Annotated in this window: 18 protein-coding genes; 3 read left to right on the top strand and 15 right to left on the bottom strand. The window is 73.1% G+C overall.

Annotation, left to right across the window (positions count from 1 at the left end):
• Positions 1 to 2 precede the first annotated feature (2 nt).
• The 6 genes from ndk to ileS are packed head-to-tail and all read right to left on the bottom strand — an operon-like array spanning position 3 to position 6,569.
• Positions 3 to 431: a nucleoside-diphosphate kinase gene (ndk, locus tag ABD979_RS07045; protein WP_345506753.1), complete on the bottom strand. Its 429-nt coding sequence runs from the start codon at positions 429 to 431 to the stop codon at positions 3 to 5.
• Positions 428 to 844 carry a DUF4233 domain-containing protein gene (locus ABD979_RS07040; RefSeq protein WP_345506752.1) on the bottom strand — a complete coding sequence of 139 codons (417 nt, stop codon included), beginning with the start codon at positions 842 to 844 and terminating at the stop codon, positions 428 to 430. The genes ndk and ABD979_RS07040 overlap by 4 nt, the downstream gene beginning before the upstream one ends.
• A 25-nt stretch (positions 845 to 869) precedes the next feature.
• Positions 870 to 1,316: a hypothetical protein gene (locus ABD979_RS07035; protein ID WP_345506751.1), complete on the bottom strand. Its 447-nt coding sequence runs from the start codon at positions 1,314 to 1,316 to the stop codon at positions 870 to 872.
• A 41-nt stretch (positions 1,317 to 1,357) separates the two neighbouring features.
• Positions 1,358 to 2,749: a bifunctional folylpolyglutamate synthase/dihydrofolate synthase gene (locus ABD979_RS07030; RefSeq protein ID WP_345506750.1), complete on the bottom strand. Its 1,392-nt coding sequence runs from the start codon at positions 2,747 to 2,749 to the stop codon at positions 1,358 to 1,360.
• Positions 2,746 to 3,285, bottom strand: a complete 540-nt coding sequence (locus ABD979_RS07025) for a GNAT family N-acetyltransferase (protein WP_345506749.1) — start codon at positions 3,283 to 3,285, stop codon at positions 2,746 to 2,748. The genes ABD979_RS07030 and ABD979_RS07025 overlap by 4 nt, the downstream gene beginning before the upstream one ends.
• Positions 3,282 to 6,569 carry an isoleucine--tRNA ligase gene (gene ileS / locus ABD979_RS07020; RefSeq protein WP_345506748.1) on the bottom strand — a complete coding sequence of 1,096 codons (3,288 nt, stop codon included), beginning with the start codon at positions 6,567 to 6,569 and terminating at the stop codon, positions 3,282 to 3,284. Before ileS ends, ABD979_RS07025 begins: the two co-directional genes overlap by 4 nt.
• Positions 6,570 to 7,020: 451 nt before the next feature.
• Between ileS and ABD979_RS07015 the strand changes: the two genes are divergently transcribed.
• Positions 7,021 to 7,554, top strand: coding sequence for an NUDIX hydrolase family protein (locus tag ABD979_RS07015; RefSeq protein WP_345506747.1), 534 nt, complete (start codon positions 7,021 to 7,023; stop codon positions 7,552 to 7,554).
• Here ABD979_RS07015 and ABD979_RS07010 read toward each other — a convergent pair.
• Both ABD979_RS07010 and ABD979_RS07005 read right to left on the bottom strand, forming a co-directional pair.
• Positions 7,542 to 8,054 (bottom strand): hypothetical protein, encoded by a 513-nt coding sequence (locus ABD979_RS07010; protein ID WP_345506746.1) that lies wholly within the window; start codon positions 8,052 to 8,054, stop codon positions 7,542 to 7,544. The genes ABD979_RS07015 and ABD979_RS07010 overlap by 13 nt on opposite strands.
• A gap of 171 nt (positions 8,055 to 8,225) precedes the next feature.
• On the bottom strand, positions 8,226 to 9,095 hold the full coding sequence (locus ABD979_RS07005) for a hypothetical protein (RefSeq protein ID WP_345506745.1): 870 nt from the start codon (positions 9,093 to 9,095) through the stop codon (positions 8,226 to 8,228).
• A gap of 145 nt (positions 9,096 to 9,240) precedes the next feature.
• On the opposite strand from ABD979_RS07005, the gene ABD979_RS07000 reads away from it, so the two are divergent.
• Complete coding sequence (locus ABD979_RS07000; protein WP_345506744.1) at positions 9,241 to 9,915, top strand: response regulator transcription factor; 675 nt, start codon at positions 9,241 to 9,243, stop codon at positions 9,913 to 9,915.
• Positions 9,912 to 11,420, top strand: a complete 1,509-nt coding sequence (locus ABD979_RS06995) for a sensor histidine kinase (RefSeq protein WP_345506743.1) — start codon at positions 9,912 to 9,914, stop codon at positions 11,418 to 11,420. Before ABD979_RS07000 ends, ABD979_RS06995 begins: the two co-directional genes overlap by 4 nt.
• Here the strand turns inward: ABD979_RS06995 and ABD979_RS06990 are convergent.
• The 7 genes from ABD979_RS06990 to infB all read right to left on the bottom strand — a co-directional run.
• Positions 11,371 to 13,368 (bottom strand): TIGR03960 family B12-binding radical SAM protein, encoded by a 1,998-nt coding sequence (locus ABD979_RS06990; protein ID WP_345506742.1) that lies wholly within the window; start codon positions 13,366 to 13,368, stop codon positions 11,371 to 11,373. The genes ABD979_RS06995 and ABD979_RS06990 overlap by 50 nt on opposite strands.
• Before the next feature lie 114 nt (positions 13,369 to 13,482).
• On the bottom strand, positions 13,483 to 15,345 hold the full coding sequence (locus ABD979_RS06985) for an AMP-dependent synthetase/ligase (RefSeq protein ID WP_345506741.1): 1,863 nt from the start codon (positions 15,343 to 15,345) through the stop codon (positions 13,483 to 13,485).
• 144 nt (positions 15,346 to 15,489) lie between these two features.
• On the bottom strand, positions 15,490 to 16,689 hold the full coding sequence (locus ABD979_RS06980; protein WP_345506740.1) for an FtsW/RodA/SpoVE family cell cycle protein: 1,200 nt from the start codon (positions 16,687 to 16,689) through the stop codon (positions 15,490 to 15,492).
• On the bottom strand, positions 16,653 to 17,624 hold the full coding sequence (locus ABD979_RS06975) for a bifunctional riboflavin kinase/FAD synthetase (RefSeq protein ID WP_345506739.1): 972 nt from the start codon (positions 17,622 to 17,624) through the stop codon (positions 16,653 to 16,655). Before ABD979_RS06975 ends, ABD979_RS06980 begins: the two co-directional genes overlap by 37 nt.
• A 45-nt stretch (positions 17,625 to 17,669) precedes the next feature.
• The gene (truB, locus tag ABD979_RS06970; RefSeq protein WP_345506738.1) at positions 17,670 to 18,704 is read right to left on the bottom strand and encodes a tRNA pseudouridine(55) synthase TruB; all 1,035 of its coding nucleotides are present in this window, start codon (positions 18,702 to 18,704) and stop codon (positions 17,670 to 17,672) included.
• Positions 18,701 to 19,213 carry a 30S ribosome-binding factor RbfA gene (rbfA, locus tag ABD979_RS06965; RefSeq protein WP_345506737.1) on the bottom strand — a complete coding sequence of 171 codons (513 nt, stop codon included), beginning with the start codon at positions 19,211 to 19,213 and terminating at the stop codon, positions 18,701 to 18,703. The genes truB and rbfA overlap by 4 nt, the downstream gene beginning before the upstream one ends.
• 191 nt (positions 19,214 to 19,404) lie before the next feature.
• Positions 19,405 to 22,033 (bottom strand): translation initiation factor IF-2 (infB, locus tag ABD979_RS06960; protein ID WP_345506736.1); only part of this gene is annotated, 2,629 nt, incomplete at its 5' end.

Raw genomic sequence — 22,033 nt, 5'->3', positions numbered from 1 at the left:
GGTCAGGCGCCGAGGTGCGGGAACCAGATCGCGATCTCGCGCGCGGCGGAGTCGGCGGAGTCCGAGCCGTGCACGATGTTCTGCTGCACCTTGGTGCCCCAGTCGCGACCGAGGTCGCCGCGGATGCTGCCGGGAGCGGCCTCGGTGGGGTTCGTGGCACCGGCGAGCGAGCGAAAGCCGCGCACGCAGTCCTGGCCCTCGATGACGACCGCGGCCACCGGGCCGGAGCTCATGAACTCGACGAGGGGCTCGTAGAACGGCTTGCCCTCGTGCTCGGCGTAGTGCGCGGCGAGCTGCTCGCGGGTCGGCGTGACGACGGCGAGGGCGGCGAGCGTGTAGCCCTTGCCTTCGATCCGGCGCAGCACCTCCCCGGTGAGGCCGCGCTTGAATCCGTCGGGCTTGACGAGGACGAGGGAACGTTCGGTGGTCACCCGTCCACCCTATCGGCCGCCGGGTCGGCCTCCGCCGCGGCTCGGCGCGCCATCTCGCCGTCGATCTGGGTGCCCTTGACGAGGCAGGTGATCCACAGCGCGAGGAAGAAGAGGCCGACGACGAGCATCATCGGCACGACGAGCGCGCTGAGCAGCGTCAGCGCGTGCACGACCCAGCCGAGGGTGACGCCCCACGGTCGGCGCAGCGTGCCGGCAGCCACGACGCAGAGCGCGCCGAGCCCGAAGCCCACGACGAGGTATGCCGTGCCGCGGGCTCCCGCGTCGCCGCTGGCCGCCACGCCACGGGCCACCAGGGCGCCGAGCAGGATGCAGATCGACTGCCCGCCGAGCACCGTGGCGAGCATGCGCCAGGTGAACTTGCCGGTCTGGCCGAAGAAGATGATGGAACGCATTGGTGGTGCCCTCGTCCGGTGGTGGTCAGTAGTCCTGGGTCGTGTCCCAGGTGCGGATGATGGCCTGCGCCTCGGTGGGGCTCGCGCCCGTCGCCTCCGCGTAGAGGCTCATCGCGTCCTCGCGGCGCCCGGCGAGGATGAGCTCGCTGATGCGCGCCCGCGCCGTCTCGGTCAGGCGTCCTTCGCCGAACGCGACCGCGGCGTCGCGCACACCGGGCCCCTGGCCGGGCACGAACCAGGCGTCGACCGCCCGCTTGGCGTCGGCCAGGGGCGCCCCGGTCGCGTCGCGGTAGAGCTTGATCGCGTTGATCTTGTGGCCGGCGCTCAGCTCGCGGCTGATCCGGGCCCGCACACCGTCGGTGAGGCCGACGAGGCTGCGGTCGGGGTCCTTGCGCCCCATGACGCGCCCCCAGACCACGACGACCACGGCGACGACGACGAGGATGAGGACGAGCTTCATCAGGGGGTGCATGGTTCCAGCCTAGGTGCGGTGGCGGTCGGGAGGGCCGGGGCTCAGACGTCCGTGCGGCCGAGGAGCATCCGCACCTCGCCCGCCGTGATGACCGAGCCCGTCGCGATGACGCCCCCGCCCATGCCGTCGGCCTCCGCGAGCGTCACGGCCTGCTCGAGCGCGTCGGGCAGGTCACGCACGACGGTCACCCGCGACTCGCCGAAGATCTCGACCGCGAGCTCGCCCAGCTTCTCGGGGGCGAGCGCCCGCGGCGACGAGCTGCGCGTCACGACGATGTGGTCGAGGGCCGGCTCGAGCACCTCGAGCATGCCGGCGGCGTCCTTGTCGGCCACGATGCCGACGAGGCCGACGAGCGTCGTGAAGGCGAACGCCTCACCCATCGCCGTGACGAGCGAGCGCGCTCCGTGCGGGTTGTGGGCCGCGTCGACGAGGACGGTCGGCGAGCGGCGCACGATCTCGAGGCGTCCGGGCGAGGTCATGGCCGCGCACGCAGCGGTGAGCACCTCCGCCTCGATGGCCTGCGTGCCACCGCCGACGAAGGACTCGACCGCGGCGACCGCGGTCGCGAGGTTGCTCGCCTGGTGCGCGCCGTGGAGCGGCAGGAACAGGTCGGTGTACTCACCCGCCAGACCGCGCAGCGAGACCTGCTGGCCGCCGATGGCGACCTCGCGCGCGAGCACGCCGAAGTCGGTGCCCTCGAAGACGATGCGGGCTCCACCGACCTCCTCGACGCGGTCGAGGAGCACGCGCGCGACGTCCTCGTCCTGCACGCCGCTCACGGTGACGGAGTCGGCCTTGATGATGCCGCTCTTCTCCTCGGCGATCGACACGACGTCGTCGCCGAGCAGGTGCGTGTGGTCGAGGTCGACCGGGGTGATGACGGCGACCTGCGCGTCGACGACGTTCGTCGCGTCCCACGAGCCGCCGAGACCGACCTCGATGATCGCCACGTCGACGGGAGCGTCCGCGAAGGCGGCGTACGCCAGGGCGACGAGCACCTCGAAGAAGTTCATGCGACGGCTGCCGGACTCGAGCGACCGCGCATCGACGAGCTCGACGAGGGGGGCGATCTCGTCGTAGGCCGCGATGAACTTGTCGCGCGGGATCGGCTTGCCCGACAGGCTGATCCGCTCGCGGATGTCGTGCAGGTGCGGCGAGGTGAAGCGGCCGGTCGACAGGCCGCTCTCGCGCAGGATCGTGTCGATCATCCGGCTCGTCGACGTCTTGCCGTTCGTGCCGGTGAGGTGGATCGAGGGATAGTTGCGCTGGGGGTCCCCGGCGAGCTCCATCACCGCCCGGATGCGCTCGAGCGACGGGCCGATGTCGTTCTCGGGGGCCCGGGCGAGGATCTCCTCCTCGATCTCGCGCACGCGCTTCATCTTGTCGAGGTTGCGGGCGGCCTCCTGGGCTGCCTCGTCGGGCCGACCACTCATGACTGCTCCCTCTCTCCCAGCTCGCGGGCCATCCACACGCTCTCGGGCAGGCCCGATCCCGGCGTCTCGCGGTGCGTCTCCGTGAACCCGTGCCGTGCGTAGAACCGGGCGGCCTGCTCGTTGCCCTCGAGGTAGGAGAGCGTGATCCGGTCGTGCCCGCTCTCACGGGCCTGCACGACGACCTCGTCCATGAGGCGCGAGCCGATGCCCAGGCCGTGGTGGCCGGGCAGGACGTAGAGCTTCCACAGCACGACGGCGTCGTCCTGCGGGCCGAAGGTGGCGACCCCGACGACCTCGTCGCCGAGGACGGCCACGAGCGTGCGGCCCTTGCGGATCGCATCGGTGACGACGTCGCTCGTCCACCACTTGGCCAGGCCCATCGCGACGTACTCGGGCCCGGCGATGGGCTCGTAGGTCGCGAGCCAGGTGCGGTGCCCCACCGACAGGATGCCGGCGAGGTCGTCACCGACGGCGCCGCGCACGACGACCTGGTCGTCGACGGCGCCGCGCTCGAGGTCGCCGTTCGTGGCGATCATCGCTTCACCACCAGGATCGAGGCCGGGTGGTTGTCGCCGACCACCACCGCGGCGGGGCTCAGGCCGGCGGGCAGCGGGTGCTCGGGTCCGGCCGACGCGAACTGCGTGGCGAGCGTCTCGCCGACGATGAGGTCGCGGTGGGTGACCGTGGCCTCGAAGACCTCCGGGCCACCCTGGATCGTCAGGCTGATCCGGTCGCTGACGTGCAGGCCGGTGTCGCGCCGCGCCTGCTGCACGGCGCGCACGAGGTCACGGGCCACGCCCTCCGTGGCCAGCGCCGGCGTCACGTCGGTGTCGAGCACGACGAAGCCACCCGAGGCCAGCATGGCCGTGGCGCCGTGGTCCGCGGCGTCACCGGCCACGACCGTCTCGAGGGTGAACTCGCCGTCGGCGAGCTCGAGGCCGCCGGCGGTGACGGTGCCGTCGTCGGCGACCGACCAGTCGCCCGACTTGCTGCCCTTGATGGCGCGCTGCACGTCCTTGCCGAGGCGGGGGCCCGCCGCGCGGGCGTTGACCGTGAGGCGCTGGCTCACGCCGAAGTCGGCCTCGCTCGCCGAGGCGAGCTCGACGAGGGTGAGCGCCTTGACGTTCAGCTCGTCCTGGATGAGCGCCCGGAACGGCTCGAGGCTCGCCGGGTCGGCCGTCACGACCGTCAGCTCGGCGAGCGGCAGGCGCGCCCGCAGGCCGCGGGCCTTGCGCAGGCTCGACCCGACGGAGCAGACCTCGCGAGCCCGGTCCATGGCCACGACGAGCTCGTGGTCGGTGGGCAGCTCCGCAGCCGTGGGGTAGTCGGCCAGGTGCACCGACCGGCCGCCGGTCAGGCCGCGCCAGATCTCCTCCGAGACGAGCGGCAGCAGCGGCGCGATGGCGCGCGTCACCGTCTCGAGGGTCGTCCACAGCGTGTCGAACGCCGCGAGGGACTCCTCGGACTCGCCACCCCAGAAGCGGTCGCGCGAGCGGCGGATGTACCAGTTGGTGAGCACGTCGAGGAAGCTGCGCATCGTGTCGCAGGCGGCAGCGATCTCGTAGTCGTCGAGCTGCTCGGTCATGTCGCCGACGAACTCGCCCAGCTTGGCGAGCAGGTAGCGGTCGAGCACGTCGGTCGAGGCGGTCGAGCGCTTCGCCTCGTAGCCCGCGCCGTCGCGCGCCGTGTTGGCGTAGAGCGCGAAGAACGACCACGCGTTCCACAGCGGGATGAGCACCTGGCGCACCCCGTCGCGGATGCCCTGCTCCGTGACGACGAGGTTGCCGCCGCGCAGGATCGGGCTGCTCATCAGGAACCAGCGCATGGCGTCCGCACCGTCGCGGTCGAAGACCTCGCGCACGTCGGGGTAGTTGCGCAGCGACTTGCTCATCTTCTGGCCGTCGGAGCCGAGCACGATGCCGTGGCTGACGCACGACTTGAACGCGGGACGGTCGAACAGGGCGGTCGCGAGGATGTGCAGCGTGTAGAACCAGCCGCGGGTCTGCCCGATGTACTCGACGATGAAGTCACCCGGGAAGTGGTGCTCGAACCATTCGGCGTTCTCGAACGGGTAGTGCACCTGCGCGAAGCTCATCGACCCGGAGTCGAACCACACGTCGAGCACGTCCTCGACGCGGCGCATCGTCGACCGGCCCGACGGGTCGTCGGGGTTGGGCCGGGTCAGGCTGTCGATGAAGGGACGGTGCAGGTCGGTGACCTCCACGCCGAAGTCACGCTCGAGCTCCTCGAAGGAGCCGTAGACGTCGAGGCGCGGGAACTCCGGGTTGTCGGACTTCCACACGGGGATCGGGCTGCCCCAGAAGCGGTTTCGCGAGATCGACCAGTCGCGCGCGTTGGCGAGCCACTTGCCGAACTGGCCGTCCTGGATGTGCGACGGCGTCCACTCGATCTCCTGGTTGAGCTCGAGCATCCGCTCCTTGATCTTCGTCACCTCGACGAACCACGACGAGACGGCCATGTAGATGAGGGGCTCGCGGCAGCGCCAGCAGTGCGGGTAGCTGTGGTCGTAGGTCTCACGGCGCAGCAGCACCGTGCCCGGCGTCACCGAGCCCGTCTCGCCCTCGCCCCGGGTCGCGGCCTTGAGGTGGTCGATGATGTGGGCGTTCGCGTCGAAGACGTGCATGCCCTCGTAGTCGGTGACGGGCCAGAGGAAGCGGCCGTCCGAGCCGACCGGCACGACGGGCTCGATGCCGGCCGCGTCGGTGACGATCTTGTCCTCCTCACCGAACGCGCCTGCGGTGTGGACCAGCCCGGTGCCGTCCTCCGTGGTGACGAAGTCGGCCGGGAAGACGCGGTGCGCGCGCTCGTGGCCCCGGTAGTAGCCGAACGGCGGGGTGAACGAGCGCCCGAGCAGGTCGGCGCCCGTGAGCCGCTCGACGACGCGCTCGTCGAGCGAGCCGAGGTCGACGTCGCCGCCGAAGAGGTCCTTGGCGTAGGCCGCGAGCCGCGCGGCGCCGATGACGTAGCGCTCGGTCGTACCGGTCACGTCCGACTCGACGACGACGTAGTCGATGTCGGGGCCGACCATGATGCCGAGGTTCGCCGGCAGGGTCCACGGCGTCGTCGTCCAGACGAGCGCGAGCTCGCCGGTCTCGAGGCGCAGGCCGATCGTGACGGCCGGGTCCTGGCGCATCTTGTAGACGTCGTCGTCCATGCGCAGCTCGTGGTTGGACAGGGGCGTCTGGTCGTTCCAGCAGTAGGGCAGCACGCGGAAGCCCTCGTAGACGAGGCCCTTGTCGTGCAGCTGCTTGAAGGCCCAGATGACCGACTCCATGTAGCCGGGCTCGAGCGTCTTGTAGTCGTGGTCGAAGTCGACCCAGCGGGCCTGGCGCGTCACGTAGTCGCGCCACTCGCCCGTGTACTTGAGCACCGAGCTGCGGCACGCGTCGTTGAAGCGGTCGATGCCGAGCTCGACGATGTCCTGCTTGGTCTTGAGCCCGAGCTGGCGCTGCGCCTCGAGCTCGGCCGGCAGGCCGTGGGTGTCCCAGCCGAAGCGGCGCTCGACGCGCTTGCCGCGCATCGTCTGGTAGCGCGGCACGATGTCCTTGACGTAGCCGGTCAGCAGGTGGCCGTAGTGCGGCAGGCCGTTGGCGAAGGGCGGACCGTCGTAGAAGACGAACTCGTTGTCGCCGTCGGTGCCGGCGTCGCGAGCCTCGACCGAGGCGGTGAACGTGCCGTCCGCGTCCCAGTAGCGCAGCACGCGCTCCTCGATCTCGGGGAAGCGCGGGTTGGACGGCACGCCGGCGTTCGTCGCGCTCGTGGCGCCGTCGTCGTTCGTGGTGACCTTGGGGTAGGTCATGCTCGTGGTCTCCTGCGGTCGCGTCGGGTGTCGCTCGGTCCTGACACGAGGACGACTGCCTGGCTCGGCTGCCGCGGTACCACCCCGCTTGCCGCACCGCACCGCCCGAGGGAGGCACCGCGTACGACCGCTCTTGTCCCGGGCTCTGACGGGCCCACCCGTCCGGTTCTACTGGGACCCCGTGCGTGACGGAACCCGTTCTTCCGGAGGCTCGCCGCTGATGACGGCTCGAACGCCTGTGCCCCGAGTCTAACGTGTCGCGCGGGCAGGTCGGCCCGAGCGGCGGCCCGGATGCGGCGCCGTCGTGAGCGGGGGGCGGGCGGGGTCGCGGGTGAGCGTGGTCGATGGCCTCCCGCCGTGGCGTGGGCCTGGTTCCGGTCGGTGAACCGACCGCGCCGACTCGCGTGGACCCCGGCGGCATACGGCCTGCCGGTTTTGACAGGATGGGTGCATGAACGAGACCGAGACGACGGGCGCCTGGCTGAGCCGCGAGGACCTCGAGGACGCCCGCGACCGGCTGCCCATGCTCTACGTGCACGCCGTGCCGGTGCGCGTCGACGACCGCGGCCAGGTGACGCACGTCGGTCTGCTGCTGCGCGCCGACAGCGACGGCGGCATCGGGCAGGAGGTCGTCGGCGGCCGGGTCCTCTACCACGAGCGCATCCGCGACGCCCTGCTCCGGCACGTCGAGGCCGACCTCGGTCCGATGGCGCTGCCCCGCATCCCGCTCTCGCCGCAGCCGTTCACCGTGGCCGAGTTCTTCCCGACGCCCGGGGTGACGCCGTTCCACGACTCGCGCCAGCACGCGGTCTCGCTCGCCTTCGTCGTGGCCGTCACGGGCGACTGCCGCCCGCAGCAGGACGCGCTCGACCTGTCGTGGGTCACCCCCGAGGAGGCCGCGTCGCTCGCGGCCCGTGGCGAGATGCCCGGCTCGCACGGCGTGCTCGTGCGGCAGGCGCTCGCGCACGTCGGCTACCCCGTCTGAGTCGGCCTGGCTCCGAGGGCGCACGGGTCGGTGGTCGAGGACGTCGCACCCCTGACGGTCGCGAGGTAGACGAACCAGCGGCCGTCGTGGCTGGCAGCCAGCCGACACCGGGACGGCCAGCCGGTGGCCTCGAAGACCGGTGAGCCGGCGGGCACGAAGCCGGCCGAGTGCTCGGTCTCGGGCGGGAGCTCCGACCGGGTCAGCTCGGCCAGGGCCTGGAAGGTGCAGGTGACCCGGAAGACCTCGCGGCCCCGGCGCGGCTCCGCGTCGGCCGGTGCCTGCAGGTCGGCCTGGTACTCGACGCCCTCGTGGATCAGGAAGTCGGTGTAGTCCGTGATGACGGAGCGTCCCGGCACGATCGTCACGGCCGGGCAGCCCGGCACGACGGTCGTGCTCGGCCCCTCCACCGGCGCGACGCGGGCCTCCGGTGCCACGCACGCGCCCGCGGCGGCGGCCACCAGCACGAGGGCTGCGGCCGGTCCCAGCGAGCGACGGATCATGCTCCGAGAGTAGGGGCCGGTGGCGGCGAGGTGGCGGTTCCTCCCCCGGTTCGATGTATCCCGCGGTCACGGGTGACCGCTGGATACATCGAACCGCGGGCGGGTGGGGCGGTGGGCGGCGCGGGGCGGGGTCCGCGTTGTCGGTGCGGACCCCGCCCCTTCTGGTGGTGCTCAGCTGCCGGACGACTCGGTGCCCGTCCCCGGGGCCGTCGGGGCGGCGGGCGCGGCCGGACGGCTGCCCTGCGTGCCGTCCTGCGTCGTGCCCTGACCGCCCTGCGCCGAGCCCGGGCCGCCCTGGGGGCCACCGGCAGGAGGCATGGGCGCCTGGTCACCCGTCGGCGGGGCGGGCGGGGTCGGCGCCTGGTCGCCGGTGCGCGGCTGGGGCGCCTCACCACCGGTGGGCGGGGTCGGCGGCTGGGGCGCCTGGTCGCCCGTCGGCGGCTGGGGCGCCTTGTCACCGGCCCTGTCACCGGGCTTCGGTCCGGCCTTCGGTCCGGCCTTGTCACCGGCCTTCGGTCCGGCCGGGCCGGCGGCGGGCCCGCAGCCGGGGCCACCGGCCGGCGGGGCGGGCGGCGTCGCAGCGGCGCTGCCGTCACCGGACGGGCCGCCCGCGCCGGGCGCCGCAGGGGCGCTGCCGGTACCGGTCCCGGCACCCGAGTCGGTGGTCGAGCCGGAGCCCGAGCCGCTGCCCGTGCCGGTGCCGGTGCCGGTGCCGGAGTCGGTGGTCGAGCCGGAGCCCGAGCCGCTGTCCGTGCCGGTGCCGGTGTCGCCCCCGGCCACGAGCGAGGCGGCGGCCGGGCTCGAGGCGCTCGACTGGGGCGCGGAGCCCTGCGAGGCGATGGCGGGAACGGCGATGGCGACCGCGATGCCGGCGACGCCGCCGATCGCGAGGCCGCGCCACAGGCCGCCGGAACGGGCGCTGCGCCCGCTCGGTGACGCCGGCGAGAAGGCGGAGACGGGCTGGGTGTCCTGCTCCCGCTCACGGGCCCGGCGCTCGGCCATCTTGCGCAGCTGCTCCCTGGGGTCCTCGGTGCTGGTCATGGGTCTACCTCCGTCGATGGTGCCAAGTCGGCACGGTCTGTGCCTCCACACACCGTCGGCGGCCCGACTCAAGACGACCTCAAGCACAGGTGGGTCACGGCTGGTTCTTGAGGAACTCTTGAGGTGCGCACGATGACATGGGCGGATGGGACGAGCACGGATCCTCCTCGTGGAGGACGACGACAGCATCCGCACCGCCGTGGGGGCCGCCCTGCGCGACGTCGGCCTCGACGTCGAGACCATGCCCTCGGGGCACGGCCTCGAGCAACGGCTGGCCGCCTGGCGACCCTCCCTCGTCGTGCTCGACTGGATGCTGCCGGGTCGCGACGGGCCGGAGCTGGCGCGGGTGATCCGCTCGGCGGGCACGGCCGGCATCATCATGCTGACGGCGCGCGAGGGCATCGACGACCGGCTGCACGGCTTCGCCACGGGCGTCGACGACTACGTGGCCAAGCCCTTCGTCATGGCCGAGCTCGTCGCCCGCGTGCGCGCCCTGCTGCACCGGCTCGGCGCCGTGCCGGCCACGGTCGAGGTGGCCGACCTCGTCGTCGACGAGGTCGGCGGCACGGCCCGCCGCGGGCCCTCTGGGCTGACGCTGACCGCCACCGAGTTCCGGCTGCTCGCCTACCTCGCCGAGAACCGGGGTCGGGTGCTCTCGGGCACCCAGATCCTCACCCAGGTGTGGGGCTACGACGACTACTCCGACAACCTCGTGCAGACCCACGTCAGCTCGTTGCGGCGCAAGATGGAGGAGCACGGTCCGCGCCTCGTGCACACGGTGCGCGGGCTCGGCTACGTGCTGCGGGAGACGGCGCCGTGAGGACCCCGTCGCTGCGGCGCCGCGTCACCGTCGTCGTGCTCGTGCTCGTCGCCCTCATGCTCGGGGTGCTGACGGTGACGACCGACGTCGTGCTCCGCTCGCGCCTCGAGTCCCAGCTCGAGCAGCGCCTCGTCGACCGCGCCACGGTCGGGGCCTCCCTCGCCGACCAGCTCTCCCCGGCCGAGCTCGCCAAACGCCTCGAGGGCAACGGCATCTCGGTGCTCGTCGTCGACAAGGACGGCCAGGCCTACACCGAGGGGCCCCCGCCGGGCTCCGCCGACGGAGGGCCGGCCAGGCCCCCGGGGAAGCCCGCGCCCCCGACGGCCGACGCCGCCGCCACCCCGGTGCAGCGCTCGGGCGACATGCTCGAGGTGACCCGGGCCGTCGGTGACGGCGCGACGCTCGTGCTCACCGCCGACGCCGGCGACGTGCGACGGGTGGTCGACCAGACCCGGATCGCACTGCTCGTCGGCGCGCTCGCCGTGCTCGCGCTCGCGGCCCTGCTCGTGCGTCCGGTCGTCGCGCGCACCCTGCACCCGCTCGACCGCATGACCTCGCTCGCCCGGGGCATCCGGGCGGGCGACCGCGGTGCCCGCTTGAAGCCCGACCGGCCGGGCACCGAGCTGGGCTCCACCGCGCACGCCTTCGACGAGATGCTCGACGCCGTCGAAGGCGCCGAGCAGCACGCCATCGAAGCCGAGCAGCGCCTGCGCCACTTCCTCTCCGACGCCGCCCACGAGCTGCGGACGCCGATCGCGGGCGTGCAGGCCGCGAGCGAGCACCTGCTGCGCGCCGATCCCCCGCGCGAGGAGCGCGAGCAGACCCTGAGGACCCTGGTGCGCGAGGCGCGCCGCGCGGGACGGCTCGTCGACGACATGCTGCTCATGGCGCGCATCGACCGCGGGCTCGAGCTGCGCCCCGTGCCGGTGGACCTCACGTCGCTCGTGCACTCCGCGGTCGAGCCACGTCGGCTGCGCCACCCCGCGGCCACGCTGACGGTCGAGGGGCCGCCGCTCGTCGTCACGGCCGATCCCGACCGCATCGCGCAGGTCGTCGGCAACCTCGTCGACAACGCCGTGCGCGCCGCCGGCCCGACGGGCCGGGTGCACGTCGCCGTCCGCCCGGGAGGCACCGCACCCGGCACCGCACCCGCGAGCGCCACCAGCGGCACGACCAGGGGAACGAGCACGGATGCCGTCGTCACCGTCGAGGACGACGGGCCCGGCATCCCCGCCGCCGACCGCGAGCGCGTCTTCGAGCGGCTCGTGCGCCTCGACGACGCGCGCGCCCGCTCGGCCGACGCGACCTCAGGGGTCGGCGCCGGCCTGGGCCTGACCATCGCGCGCGGCATCGCTCGCGCCCACGGCGGCGACCTCGTCGCGACGGCGCCGACGGGCGGGGCGGGCGCCTGCCTGCGGCTGCGCCTGCCCCTCCGCCTGCCCCTCCGCCTGCCCGTCAGTGCTGGTGCTCGAGGAGCTCCTGCCGGCCCGATCCCAGAACCGTGAGCGGCAGCAGCGTCTTGCCGGTCGGGCCGATCTCGATCTCGGTGCCCATCTGGGGGCAGACCCCGCAGTCGAAGCACGGGGTCCAGCGGCAGTCGTCGACCTCGGTCTCGTCGAGGGCGTCCTGCCAGTCCTCCCAGAGCCAGTCCTTGTCGAGGCCCGAGTCGAGGTGGTCCCAGGGCAGCACCTCGGTCTCGCCGCGCTCACGCGTGGTGTACCAGGCGAGGTCGACGTCCCACGGCATGGCCGCGAACTGCTCGTCCGCGCAGCGCATCCAGCGCTCGTACGAGAAGTGCTCGCTCCAGCCGTCGAACCGGCCGCCGTCGCGCCACACGGCCTCGATGACCCGGCCCACGCGGCGGTCGCCGCGCGAGAGCAGGCCCTCGACGATGCCGGGCTGGCCGTCGTGGTAGCGGAAGCCGATCGAGCTGCCGTAGCGCTTGTCGGCCCGGATCGCCTCGCGCAGCTTGAGCAGCCGGGCGTCGGTCTCCTCGACGCCGAGCTGCCCGCACCACTGGAACGGCGTGTGCGGCTTCGGCACGAACCCGCCGATGGAGACGGTGCAGCGGATGTCGCGGCGGCCCGAGACCTGGCGCCCGGTCTCGATGACCCGCTTGGCCAGCTCGGCGATCTGCAGCACGTCCTCGTCGGTCTCGGTCGGCAGGCCGCACATGAAGTAGAGCTTCACCTGGCGCCAGCCGGCGCCGTAGGCGGCCGCGACGGTCTTGATGAGGTCCTCCTCGGACACCATCTTGTTGATCACCTTGCGGATGCGCTCGGAGCCGCCCTCGGGCGCGAAGGTCAGGCCGGAGCGGCGTCCGTTGCGGGTCAGCTCGTTCGCGAGGTCGATGTTGAAGGCGTCGACGCGCGTCGACGGCAGCGACAGGCCGGTCTGGGTGCCCTCGTAGCGGTCGGCGAGGCCCTTCGTCAGGTCGGCGATCTCCGAGTGGTCGGCCGAGCTCAGCGAGAGCAGGCCCACCTCCTCGAAGCCGGTCGCCGCGAGGCCGCGCTCGACCATCTCGCCGATGCCGGTGATCGAGCGCTCGCGCACGGGGCGGGTGATCATGCCGGCCTGGCAGAACCGGCAGCCGCGCGTGCAGCCGCGGAAGATCTCGACCGACATGCGCTCGTGCACCGACTCCGCGAGCGGCACGAGCGGCTGCTTCGGGTACGGCCACGCGTCGAGGTCCATGACGGTGTGCTTGGCGACCCGCCACGGCACGCCCGGCGCGTCGGTGGCCGGGGCCACGCGCTGGATGCGCCCGTCGGGCAGGTAGGACACGTCGTAGAAGGCCGGGACGTAGACGCCGCCGGTGCGGGCCAGACGCAGCAGCACCTCGCGACGCCCGCCGGGGCGGCCCTGCGCCTTCCACTCCCCCACGATGTCGGTGACGGTGAGCACGGCCTGCTCGCCGTCGCCGACGATGGCGGCGTCGATGAAGTCGGCCACCGGCTCCGGGTTGAAGGCGGCGTGCCCGCCCGCGACGACGATCGGGTCGTCGACGTCACGGTCGACGGAGTGCAGCGGGATGCCGGCGAGGTCGAGCGCCGTCAGCATGTTCGTGTAGCCGAGCTCGGTGCTGAAGCTGAGCCCGAAGAGGTCGAAGTCGCGCACCGCACGGTGCCCGTCGACGGTGAACTGCGGCAGGCCCGCCTCCCGCAGCTGCGCCTCCATGTCGGGCCACACGGCATACGTCCGCTCGGCGAGCGCGTCGGCACGCTCGTTGAGGACCTCGTAGAGGATCATGACGCCCTGGTTGGGCACCCCGACCTCGTAGGCGTCGGGGTACATGAGCGCCCACCGCGTCGTCAGCTCCTCGCCGCCGGGGCCGTGGCCGCCGACGTGCCAGTCCTTGACCGTGGAGTTGAGCTCGCCCCCGACGTACTGGATCGGCTTGTTGACCCGTTCCAGCAGGGGCTCGAGGGCGTTGAACAGCGACTCTCCGGGCATCCCGCCATGGTACGTGCGTCGGGCGCCGCACCGAAAACGCCGGCCACGCTGCATACGGGCGTATGCGGTGTGGCCGGCGTCCGCGGGAGGGCCCGGCGCGCCCTCGGCGAGCGCTCAGGCGCCGTCGTACATCGCGTCGAGCTCGGCGCGGTGCTTCTCCGTCACGGCCTTGCGGCGCAGCTTCATGCTCGGCGTGAGGTCGCCACCCTCGATCGTGAGGTCCTGGTCGAGGATGGTGAACTTCTTGATCGTCTCCCAGCGGTTGAGCCCGGCGTTGAGCTGGTCGACGTACTGCTGCACGAGGGCGTGGGCCTGCGGCGAGGCCACCACCTCGCCATAGGGTCGACCCTCGAGGCCGACCGTGGGGGCCCAGCCCGCCATCGCGTCGGGGTCGAGCGTCACGAGCGCCGTGGCGTAGTGGTGCCCCGCGCCGTGCACGAGGAACTGGCTGACGAACGGGCACAGTCCCTTGAAGCGCGCCTCGATCTCGGCCGGCGCGATGTACTTGCCGCCCGAGGTCTTGAAGACGTCCTTCTTGCGGTCGGTGACGTGCAGGAACCCCCGCTCGTCGATGCGGCCGATGTCGCCCGTGTGGAACCAGCCGTCCTCGGTCAGCACCTCGGCCGTCGCCTCGGGGTTGTTGTGGTAGCCGCGCATGACGCCGGGACCGCGGACGAGGATCTCGCCGTCCTCCTCGGCGATGCGCACCTCGGTGCCGGGCATCGGCCAGCCGACCGAGCCGTACTGGTACGACCCGTGGTCGGGCGAGTTGACGGTCGTGCCCGACGACGTCTCGGTGAGGCCGTAGCCCTCCTGCACGAGCAGCCCGACGGAGCCGAACCAGCGCGCCACGTCGGCGTTGAGCGGCGCGGAGCCGCTGATCATGAAGCGGACGCGGCCGCCGAAGCGCTCCTGCACCTTGTGCAGCACGAGCTTCGTGGCGAGCGCGTGCCGGCGGCGCAGGCCGGCCGAGGGCTGCTCGCCGGCGGCCAGCACGTCGCGCATCTCGCCGCCGACCCCGAGGGCCCAGTCGATGAGCTTCTTCTTGACGCCCGTCTCGCCGGCGAACATCAGCGCGATGCGCCCGTGGGCCTTCTCGAAGATGCGCGGCGGCCCGGCCATGAAGGTCGGCTTGATGACGGCCATGTGGTCGACGATCTTCTCGACCCGCCCGTCGACGGCCGTCGGGAAGCCGATCTGCAGGCCGGTCGCGAGGAGCATCTTGCCGAAGACGTGCGAGAGCGGCAGCCAGAGGAACTGGAGGTCGTCGACGGTGAAGGTGCCCATCGCGTCGATGACGGCGCCCTCGTAGACGACGCTGTCGTGCACGAGCCGCACGCCCTTGGGCCGACCGGTGGTTCCCGAGGTGTAGATGACGACGGCGAGGTGCTCCGGGCCGAGCTGGTCGATGCGCGCGTCGACGAGGTCGGGCGTGGCGGCCAGCCACTCGCGACCGCGCGCGGCGAGCTCGTCGCTCGTGATGACCCAGCCGTCGTCGCTGCCGGGGCCGGTCAGGGCGACGACCTGGCGCACGTTCGGGATCTCGGAGCGCACCTGCTGCAGCTTGGCGACCTGCGCCTCGTCCTCCGCGAAGACGATGCCGCTGCCGGAGTCGCCGAGGATGTAGGCGACGTCCTCGGCGATCGTCGTCGGGTAGACGGTCGTCGTCGCGCCACCCGCACAGATGACGGCGAGGTCGGCGAGCACCCACTCGACGCGGGTCGTCGCCGCGATGGCGACGCGGTCCTCGAGCTCGACGCCGAGGCTGATGAGTCCGGCGGCCCACTCGCGCACGATCTCGTGCACCCCGGCCCACGTCAGCGTCGTCAGCTCGGTGCTGCCCGGTGCGAAGTAGAGGTAGGCCGGGGCGTCGGGCGTGGCCCGGACCCGGTTGCGGAAGAGCGCACCCACGCTCGGGGCTCGGTCGTCGAGCACGTCCTGGTCGACGGCTCTGTCGGCAAGGGCCTGCAGGGGCATGGGAGGACTCCTTCGTCGCGCGGCCGCCCGTCATCGGCGTCTGCGGGCCGCCGCCATGCCCGGATGATGTCAACAATCCGGGCGCAGGTCACGCATCCGTCGGACTTCCTTCTCGAACCGTGACCACGCGCCGGGTCCGCACGGTCAGCGCCGCGCACCCGCCGCGACGTTGCCGACGAGCCCCAGGGCGAGCCACGAGGCGATGAGCGAGGAGCCCCCGCTCGAGACGAACGGCAGCGGCAGTCCGGTCACCGGCATGAGCCCGAGGTTCATCCCGATGTTCTCGAAGGCCTGCACGCCGAACCACACCCCGACCCCGACGGCCACGAGCCGCCCGAAGGCGTCGGCCCGCCGCGCGACGAGGAGGCAGCGCACGACGACGAAGCCGAGGATGACGACGAGGCCCGCCGCGCCGAGGAAGCCCAGCTCCTCCCCCGTCACCGAGAAGACGAAGTCGGTCTCCTGGAATGGGATGAAGCCCCCCTGGGTCTGCCGGCCGGCGAAGAGGCCCTGGCCGTCGAGGCCGCCCGAGCCGATCGCGAGGCGCACCTGGCGGGTCTGGTAGCCGATGCCCTGCGGGTCGAGCGAGGGGTCGAGGAAGGCGCGCAGCCGGTTGCGCTGGTAGCCCGAGAGCACCGGGGTGAGGAACGCGGCGGCCACCGCCCCGGTGCCCGCCACGAGCACGCCCACCGTCCACACGGCCGGGGCGCCGGCGGCCGCGATGACGACGACCGACATCGCGACGAGCACGAGCGCCGAGCCGAGGTCGGGCTGGAGCAGCACGAGGAGCACGGGGATGCCGGCGACGACCCAGGCGAGCACGACGTCGAGGTGGCGCTGGCGCAGCCCCCGCTCGGCCCGGTCTGCGAGGAGCATCGCGAGCCCGATGGCGAGCGCGACCTTCATCAGCTCCGACGGCTGCAGGCTGAAGCCCCCCGGCAGGCGCAGCCACGACCGCGAGCCGTTGACCGTGACGCCGAGGGGCGAGACCACGGCCGCCAGGCCGAGCACCGCGACGACGTAGACGACCGGCGCCGCGGCCCGGATGCTGCGCACGTCGACGCGCGTCAGGGCGGCCGCCCCGGCCACGCCCACCCCGAGGGCCACGAGCTGCCGGAGGGCGGCCGAGCTGCCCACCGACGCGCGTGTGGCCGACCAGACGAGCACGACCCCGAGGAGCGAGAGGCCGAGCGCGCCGATGAGCAGGCCGAGGTCGAGCCGCAGCCAGCCGGCCGAGCCGTTCGGGCGCGAGCCGTGGGGGCGCGCGAGGAACCCCGACCCGTGCGGGACCCGCGACCCCCGCGCGGTCAGGAGGGGACGATCGCCGAGAGGATCTCGCGACACCGGTCCACGTCCTGCGCCATCTGCTCGACGAGCGCCTCGATGGAGTCGAACCGCAGCGTCGGCCGCAGGAGCGAGACGAACTCGACGGCCACGCGCTCGCCGTAGAGGTCGAGGTCGGTGCGGTCGAGCACGTAGGCCTCGACCCGCCGCTGCTGCCCGTCGAAGGTGGGGTTCGTGCCGACGGAGACGGCGGCGGGCAGGGCCCGGTCGGTCGCGCTCGTGTCGAGGTCGAGGCGCACGAGCCACCCGGCGTACACGCCGTCGGCCGGCACGAGGCCCTCGTGGTCCTGCGAGAGGTTCGCGGTCGGGTAGCCGAGCTCGCGGCCCCGGTGGTCGCCGTGGACGACGGTGCCGCTGACGCGGTGCGGCCGTCCGAGGATCTGCGCTGCGTGGCCGACCTTGCCGGCGAGCAGCTCGGCGCGCAGCTGCGTCGAGCTCCAGCGGGCGCCCTCGACCTCCGCCTCACCGATGTCGTCGAGCGCCACGACGCCGAAGCCGTGGAGCGCACCGAGCGCCCGCAGCGTCTCGACGTCGCCGGAGTTGCGCACGCCGAAGCGGGTGTCCTTGCCGACGACGACCGCGGTCGCGTGCAGGGCGTCGACGAACGTCGCGCGCACGAAGTCCTCGGGCGTCTGCTGGGCGAACTCGGTGGTGAAGCGCAGCACGAGGACGGCGCCGACACCGACGGAGGCCAGCGCGTCGAGCCGCTGCTCGAGCGACATCACCGCGGCCGGCGCACGGTCGGGGTAGAGCACGGCGACCGGGTGCGGCTCGAAGGTGACCGCCACCGGGACGGCTCCCCGCTCGGCGGCCTCGCGCACGACGCGCGTCAGCACCTCGCGGTGCCCGCGGTGCACCCCGTCGAAGTTACCGAGGGTGACGACGGTGGGGCCGAGGTCGGCCGGGATGTCGTCGAGTCCGTACCAGCGCTGCACGGCGACCACTGTAGTGGCCCCCTCGTCGGGGTCGCGCACGCCGGGTCAGCCCTTCGCGCCCGCGGGCGCGAAGACGACCTTCGCCCGCGCCGTCGCCCGGGTCTCGTCGAGCACCGCGACGAGACGACCGTCGGGGTCGAGGGCCGCGACCGCCTCCTCGCCGACGACCGCGCTCGCGATCCGCTGCCCGTGCCCGAGGCGCACCGCCTCGGCGGCCGTGATCTCGTGCACCGGCAGCTGCGCGCGCGCCGCCTCGGCGATCGGGAGCAGGGGTATGCCGGCAGCACCCTTCGCCGGTGCGTCGCCCGTCACGTCCCCGGCCGCGTCCTCGCCGGCCGCCTTCTCGCCGGCCGGGTTCTCGCGTGGGGCGACCTCGCCGGCCAGCGCCTCGAGCTCCTCGAGGGAGTGCGCGCCGTCGAGGCCGAACCGGCCGACGCGCGTGCGGCGCAGCGCGGTGAGGTGTCCACCGACGCCGAGGGCGGCGCCCAGGTCGCGCGCGAGCGCGCGCACGTAGGTGCCCGACGACACGTCGACGACGACGTCCACGTCGACGACCTCGAGGGGGGCGCCGTCGGCATCCGGCGTCGTCGACCGGCGCACGGCGAGCACGTCGAAGCGGCTGACCGTGACGGGCCGGGGCGGGAGGTCGACGGTGTCGCCCTGGCGCACGCGGGTGTAGCTGCGCACGCCCTTGACCTTGATCGCGCTGACGGCGCTCGGCACCTGCTCGATGGCACCGGTGAGCGCCGCCACCGCGGCCGGGAGGGCCGCCTCGAGCGCTGCGGCGTCGGCGACCCCCGTCGTGGCGGTCGCCTCACCCTCGGCGTCGTCGGTGAGGGTCGCGACCCCGAGGCGGACCGTCGCCTCGTACGACTTGTCGCAGCCCACGAGGAAGGTGAGCAGCTTGGTGCCCCGGTCGACGCCGAGCACGAGCACGCCCGTGGCCATCGGGTCGAGCGTGCCCGCGTGGCCGACCCGGCGCGTCCGGCAGAGCCGGCGCGCGCGGGCGACGACGTCGTGGCTCGTCCAGCCGGCGGGCTTGTCGACGACGAGCAGGCCGCCCGGGGCGGCGTCGCTCATCGGGCGTCGACGTCCTGGCCGCGCGCGGCATCACCGTCGACGGCGGTGGCTGCCTCGTCGTCGTCAGCCGCGATGTCGTCGGCGTCGTGGTCGACGGGCTTGCGGTACGGGTCGGCGTCACCGGCGTGCTTGGCGTTCGCGGCCGCCCGGGCGAGCTCCTCGTCGCGCAGGCGCGTCTGGGCGAGCAGGTCCTCGAGGTGCGCGGCGCCCTCGGGCAGCGCGTCGGCGATGAACTCGAGCGAGGGCGTCAGGCGGATGCCGATGCCCTTGCCGACCGCCGAGCGGATGCGGCCGCGGTTGGCCTCGAGGATCTCGGCCGTGGCCGCGCGCTCCTCGTCGGAGCCGAAGACGGTGTAGAAGACCGAGGCGTGCTGCAGGTCGCCGGTGACGCGCGCGTCGGTGATGGTGACGAAGCCGAGGCGCTCGTCCTTGATCCGGTGCTCGAGGTACTCGGCCACGATGACCTTGATGCGGTCTGCGACCTTGCGGGCGCGGGGGTGGTCAACCATGACGACCTCTCTCTCATCGATGTGGTGCGCCGGTCCCGGGACCGACTGACCAACCCTAACGGCGCGGACGGGGTGCCCCCGACACCCGTCCGCGCCACCCGGCACACGGCGACGGCGCCGACCCCCCGAGGGGACCGGCGCCGTCGCGCTGTCGTGCTGGTCGTGCTGGTCGTGCGTCTGGCGTCAGGACGTCAGGCGCGCGGCTTCTCGCGCATCTCGTAGGTGGCGATGAGGTCACCGAGCTGCAGGTCGTTGTACGACCCGAGGTTGATACCGCACTCGAAGCCGTCGCGGACCTCCGTGACGTCGTCCTTGAAGCGGCGCAGACCGGCCACCTCGACGTTCTCGGACACCACGACACCGTTGCGGGTGATGCGGGCCTTCGAGCCACGCTTGATCTCGCCGCTGCGCACGATCGAGCCGGCGATGTTGCCGAACTTGCTCGAACGGAAGATCTCGCGGATCTCCGCCGTGCCGAGCTCGACCTCCTCGAACTCCGGCTTGAGCATGCCCTTGAGCGCCGCCTCGACCTCGTCGATGGCCTGGTAGATCACCGAGTAGTAGCGGATCTCGACGCCCTCGCGCTCGGCGTAGTCAGCGTTCTGGCCCTCGGCCCGGACGTTGTAGCCGATGATGATGGCGTTCGAGGCCATCGCGAGGTTGATGTTGTTCATCGTGATCGCGCCGACACCACGGTCGATGATGCGCAGGTCCACGTCGTCGCCGACGTCGATCTTGAGCAGCGCGTCCTCGAGCGCCTCGACCGAGCCCGACACGTCACCCTTGAGGATGAGGTTGAGGGTCTCGACCTTGCCCGCCGCGAGAGCCTCGTTGAGGTCCTCGAGCGAGATGCGCTTGCGGGCCTTGGCGAGCACGGCCTGGCGGTCGGCTGCCTCACGCCGCTCGGCGATCTGGCGGGCCGTGCGGTCGTCCGGTGCCACGACGAACGTGTCACCGGCGCGCGGCACCGAGCTGAGACCGAGCACCTGCACCGGGCGGGACGGGCCCGCCTCGTCGACGTTGTTGCCGTGCTCGTCGAGCATGGCACGCACGCGGCCGTAGGCGGAGCCGGTGACGATCGAGTCGCCGACGTGCAGGGTTCCGGTCTGCACGAGCACCGTCGCGGTCGCACCACGGCCACGGTCGAGGTTCGCCTCGATCGCGACACCGCGGGCCTCCTTCTCCGGGTTGGCCCGGAGGTCGAGGGCCGCGTCTGCCGTGAGGAGGACCGCCTCGAGGAGGCTGTCGATGTTCTGACCCTGACGGGCGGAGACGTCGACGAACATCGTCTCGCCGCCGTACTCCTCCGCGACGAGGTTGTACTCGGTCAGCTGCTGGCGCACCTTGGCCGGGTTGGCACCCTCGACGTCGATCTTGTTGACGGCCACCACGATCGGCACGTCGGCCGCCTGCATGTGGTTGAGCGCCTCGATCGTCTGCGGCATGACGCCGTCGTCGGCGGCGACCACGAGGATCGCGATGTCGGTCACCTTGGCACCACGGGCACGCATGGCCGTGAAGGCCTCGTGACCGGGGGTGTCGATGAAGGTGATCGCGCGCTCGACGCCCTCGTGCTCACGGTGCACCTGGTAGGCACCGATGTGCTGCGTGATGCCGCCGGCCTCGCCTGCGACGACGTCCTCGTTGCGGATCGCGTCGAGCAGTCGCGTCTTGCCGTGGTCGACGTGGCCGACGACGGTGACGACGGGCGGGCGGGCCTCGAGGTCGTCGTCGTCCTCGCCCTCGATGCCGGTCTCGAGGTCGATGTTGAAGGAGTCGAAGAGCTCCTTCTCCTCCTCCTCCGGGGAGACGACCTGGATGTCGTAGCCGAGCTCGGCGCCGAGCACCTTGAAGGTGTCCTCGTCGAGCGACTGCGTCGCCGTGGCCATCTCACCGAGGTGGAAGAGCACGGTGACGAGGGCACCGGGGTTGGCGTTGATCTTGTCGGCGAAGTCGCTGAGCGACGAGCCGCGACGCACGCGGACGACGGTCGAGCCGTTGCCGCGGGGGACGCTGACGCCACCCAGGCTCGGCGCCTGCATCTGCTCGAACTCCTGGCGCTTCGCGCGCTTGGACTTGCGGCCTCGCACCGGACGACCGCCACCGCGGCCGAAGGCACCTGCCGTCGAGCCACGACCGCCACCGCCACCGCGGGGACCGCCGAAGCCGCCGGGACGACCGGGGGCGCCACCGGGGCCACCACCGAAGCCGCCACGACCACCGGCGCCGCCGGGGCCACCACGGCCCGGGCCGCCGGCCGGGCGCTGGCCCGGACGACCGACGGTGCTGCGCTCCGGCATCATGCCGGGGCTGGGGCGCGGACCGCCGGGACGCGGGGCGCCACCAGCAGCACCACCGGGACGACCGCCCGCGGGCGCACCGGGACGCGGGGCGCCACCGGGTGCACCGGGGCGCTGGCCACCGGGACCGCCCTGGCCGCCGGGACGCTGCTGCGGACGCGGCATGCCCTGGCTCGGGCTGAACGGGTTGTTGCCCGGACGCGGAGCGGCCTCGCCACCGGGGCGCGGGGCACGGGTCTGGCCCATGCCCTGGCTCGGCGCGAACGGGTTGTTGCCCGGACGCGGCTGGCCCGGACGGGGAGCCGGACGCGGCGAGGACGGCACGCCGGAGGTCTGCTGACCACCGTCGCGGCTGGACTGCACCCGGCCGGGAGCCGACGCCGCCGGGGCGGCGGGGGCGGCCGGAGCCGGCGCGGCCGGAGCCGGCGCCTTGGGTGCCGGGGCAGCCGGGGTCGCCCGGGTGCCGGACGCCGCAGGGGCGGCCGCGGGAGCTGCCGGGGCCGCGGTGTCACGCGCGGCC

Origin of the sequence: Terrabacter aeriphilus (genome assembly GCF_039542985.1) — a bacterium.
Lineage (GTDB): Bacteria > Actinomycetota > Actinomycetes > Actinomycetales > Dermatophilaceae > Terrabacter > Terrabacter aeriphilus.
Note: the sequence above shows the minus strand (reverse complement) of the source record. Positions and strands in the feature narration are given on the sequence as shown.

Coding starts and splice junctions, on each gene's coding strand:
- ABD979_RS07040 (WP_345506752.1), bottom strand. CDS start 844: ATGCGTTCCATCATCTTCTTCGGCCAGACCGGCAAGTTCACCTGGCGC.
- ABD979_RS07035 (WP_345506751.1), bottom strand. CDS start 1,316: ATGCACCCCCTGATGAAGCTCGTCCTCATCCTCGTCGTCGTCGCCGTG.
- ABD979_RS07030 (WP_345506750.1), bottom strand. CDS start 2,749: ATGAGTGGTCGGCCCGACGAGGCAGCCCAGGAGGCCGCCCGCAACCTC.
- ABD979_RS07025 (WP_345506749.1), bottom strand. CDS start 3,285: ATGATCGCCACGAACGGCGACCTCGAGCGCGGCGCCGTCGACGACCAG.
- ileS (WP_345506748.1), bottom strand. CDS start 6,569: ATGACCTACCCCAAGGTCACCACGAACGACGACGGCGCCACGAGCGCG.
- ABD979_RS07015 (WP_345506747.1), top strand. CDS start 7,021: ATGAACGAGACCGAGACGACGGGCGCCTGGCTGAGCCGCGAGGACCTC.
- ABD979_RS07010 (WP_345506746.1), bottom strand. CDS start 8,054: ATGATCCGTCGCTCGCTGGGACCGGCCGCAGCCCTCGTGCTGGTGGCC.
- ABD979_RS07005 (WP_345506745.1), bottom strand. CDS start 9,095: ATGACCAGCACCGAGGACCCCAGGGAGCAGCTGCGCAAGATGGCCGAG.
- ABD979_RS07000 (WP_345506744.1), top strand. CDS start 9,241: ATGGGACGAGCACGGATCCTCCTCGTGGAGGACGACGACAGCATCCGC.
- ABD979_RS06990 (WP_345506742.1), bottom strand. CDS start 13,368: ATGCCCGGAGAGTCGCTGTTCAACGCCCTCGAGCCCCTGCTGGAACGG.
- ABD979_RS06985 (WP_345506741.1), bottom strand. CDS start 15,345: ATGCCCCTGCAGGCCCTTGCCGACAGAGCCGTCGACCAGGACGTGCTC.
- truB (WP_345506738.1), bottom strand. CDS start 18,704: ATGAGCGACGCCGCCCCGGGCGGCCTGCTCGTCGTCGACAAGCCCGCC.
- rbfA (WP_345506737.1), bottom strand. CDS start 19,213: ATGGTTGACCACCCCCGCGCCCGCAAGGTCGCAGACCGCATCAAGGTC.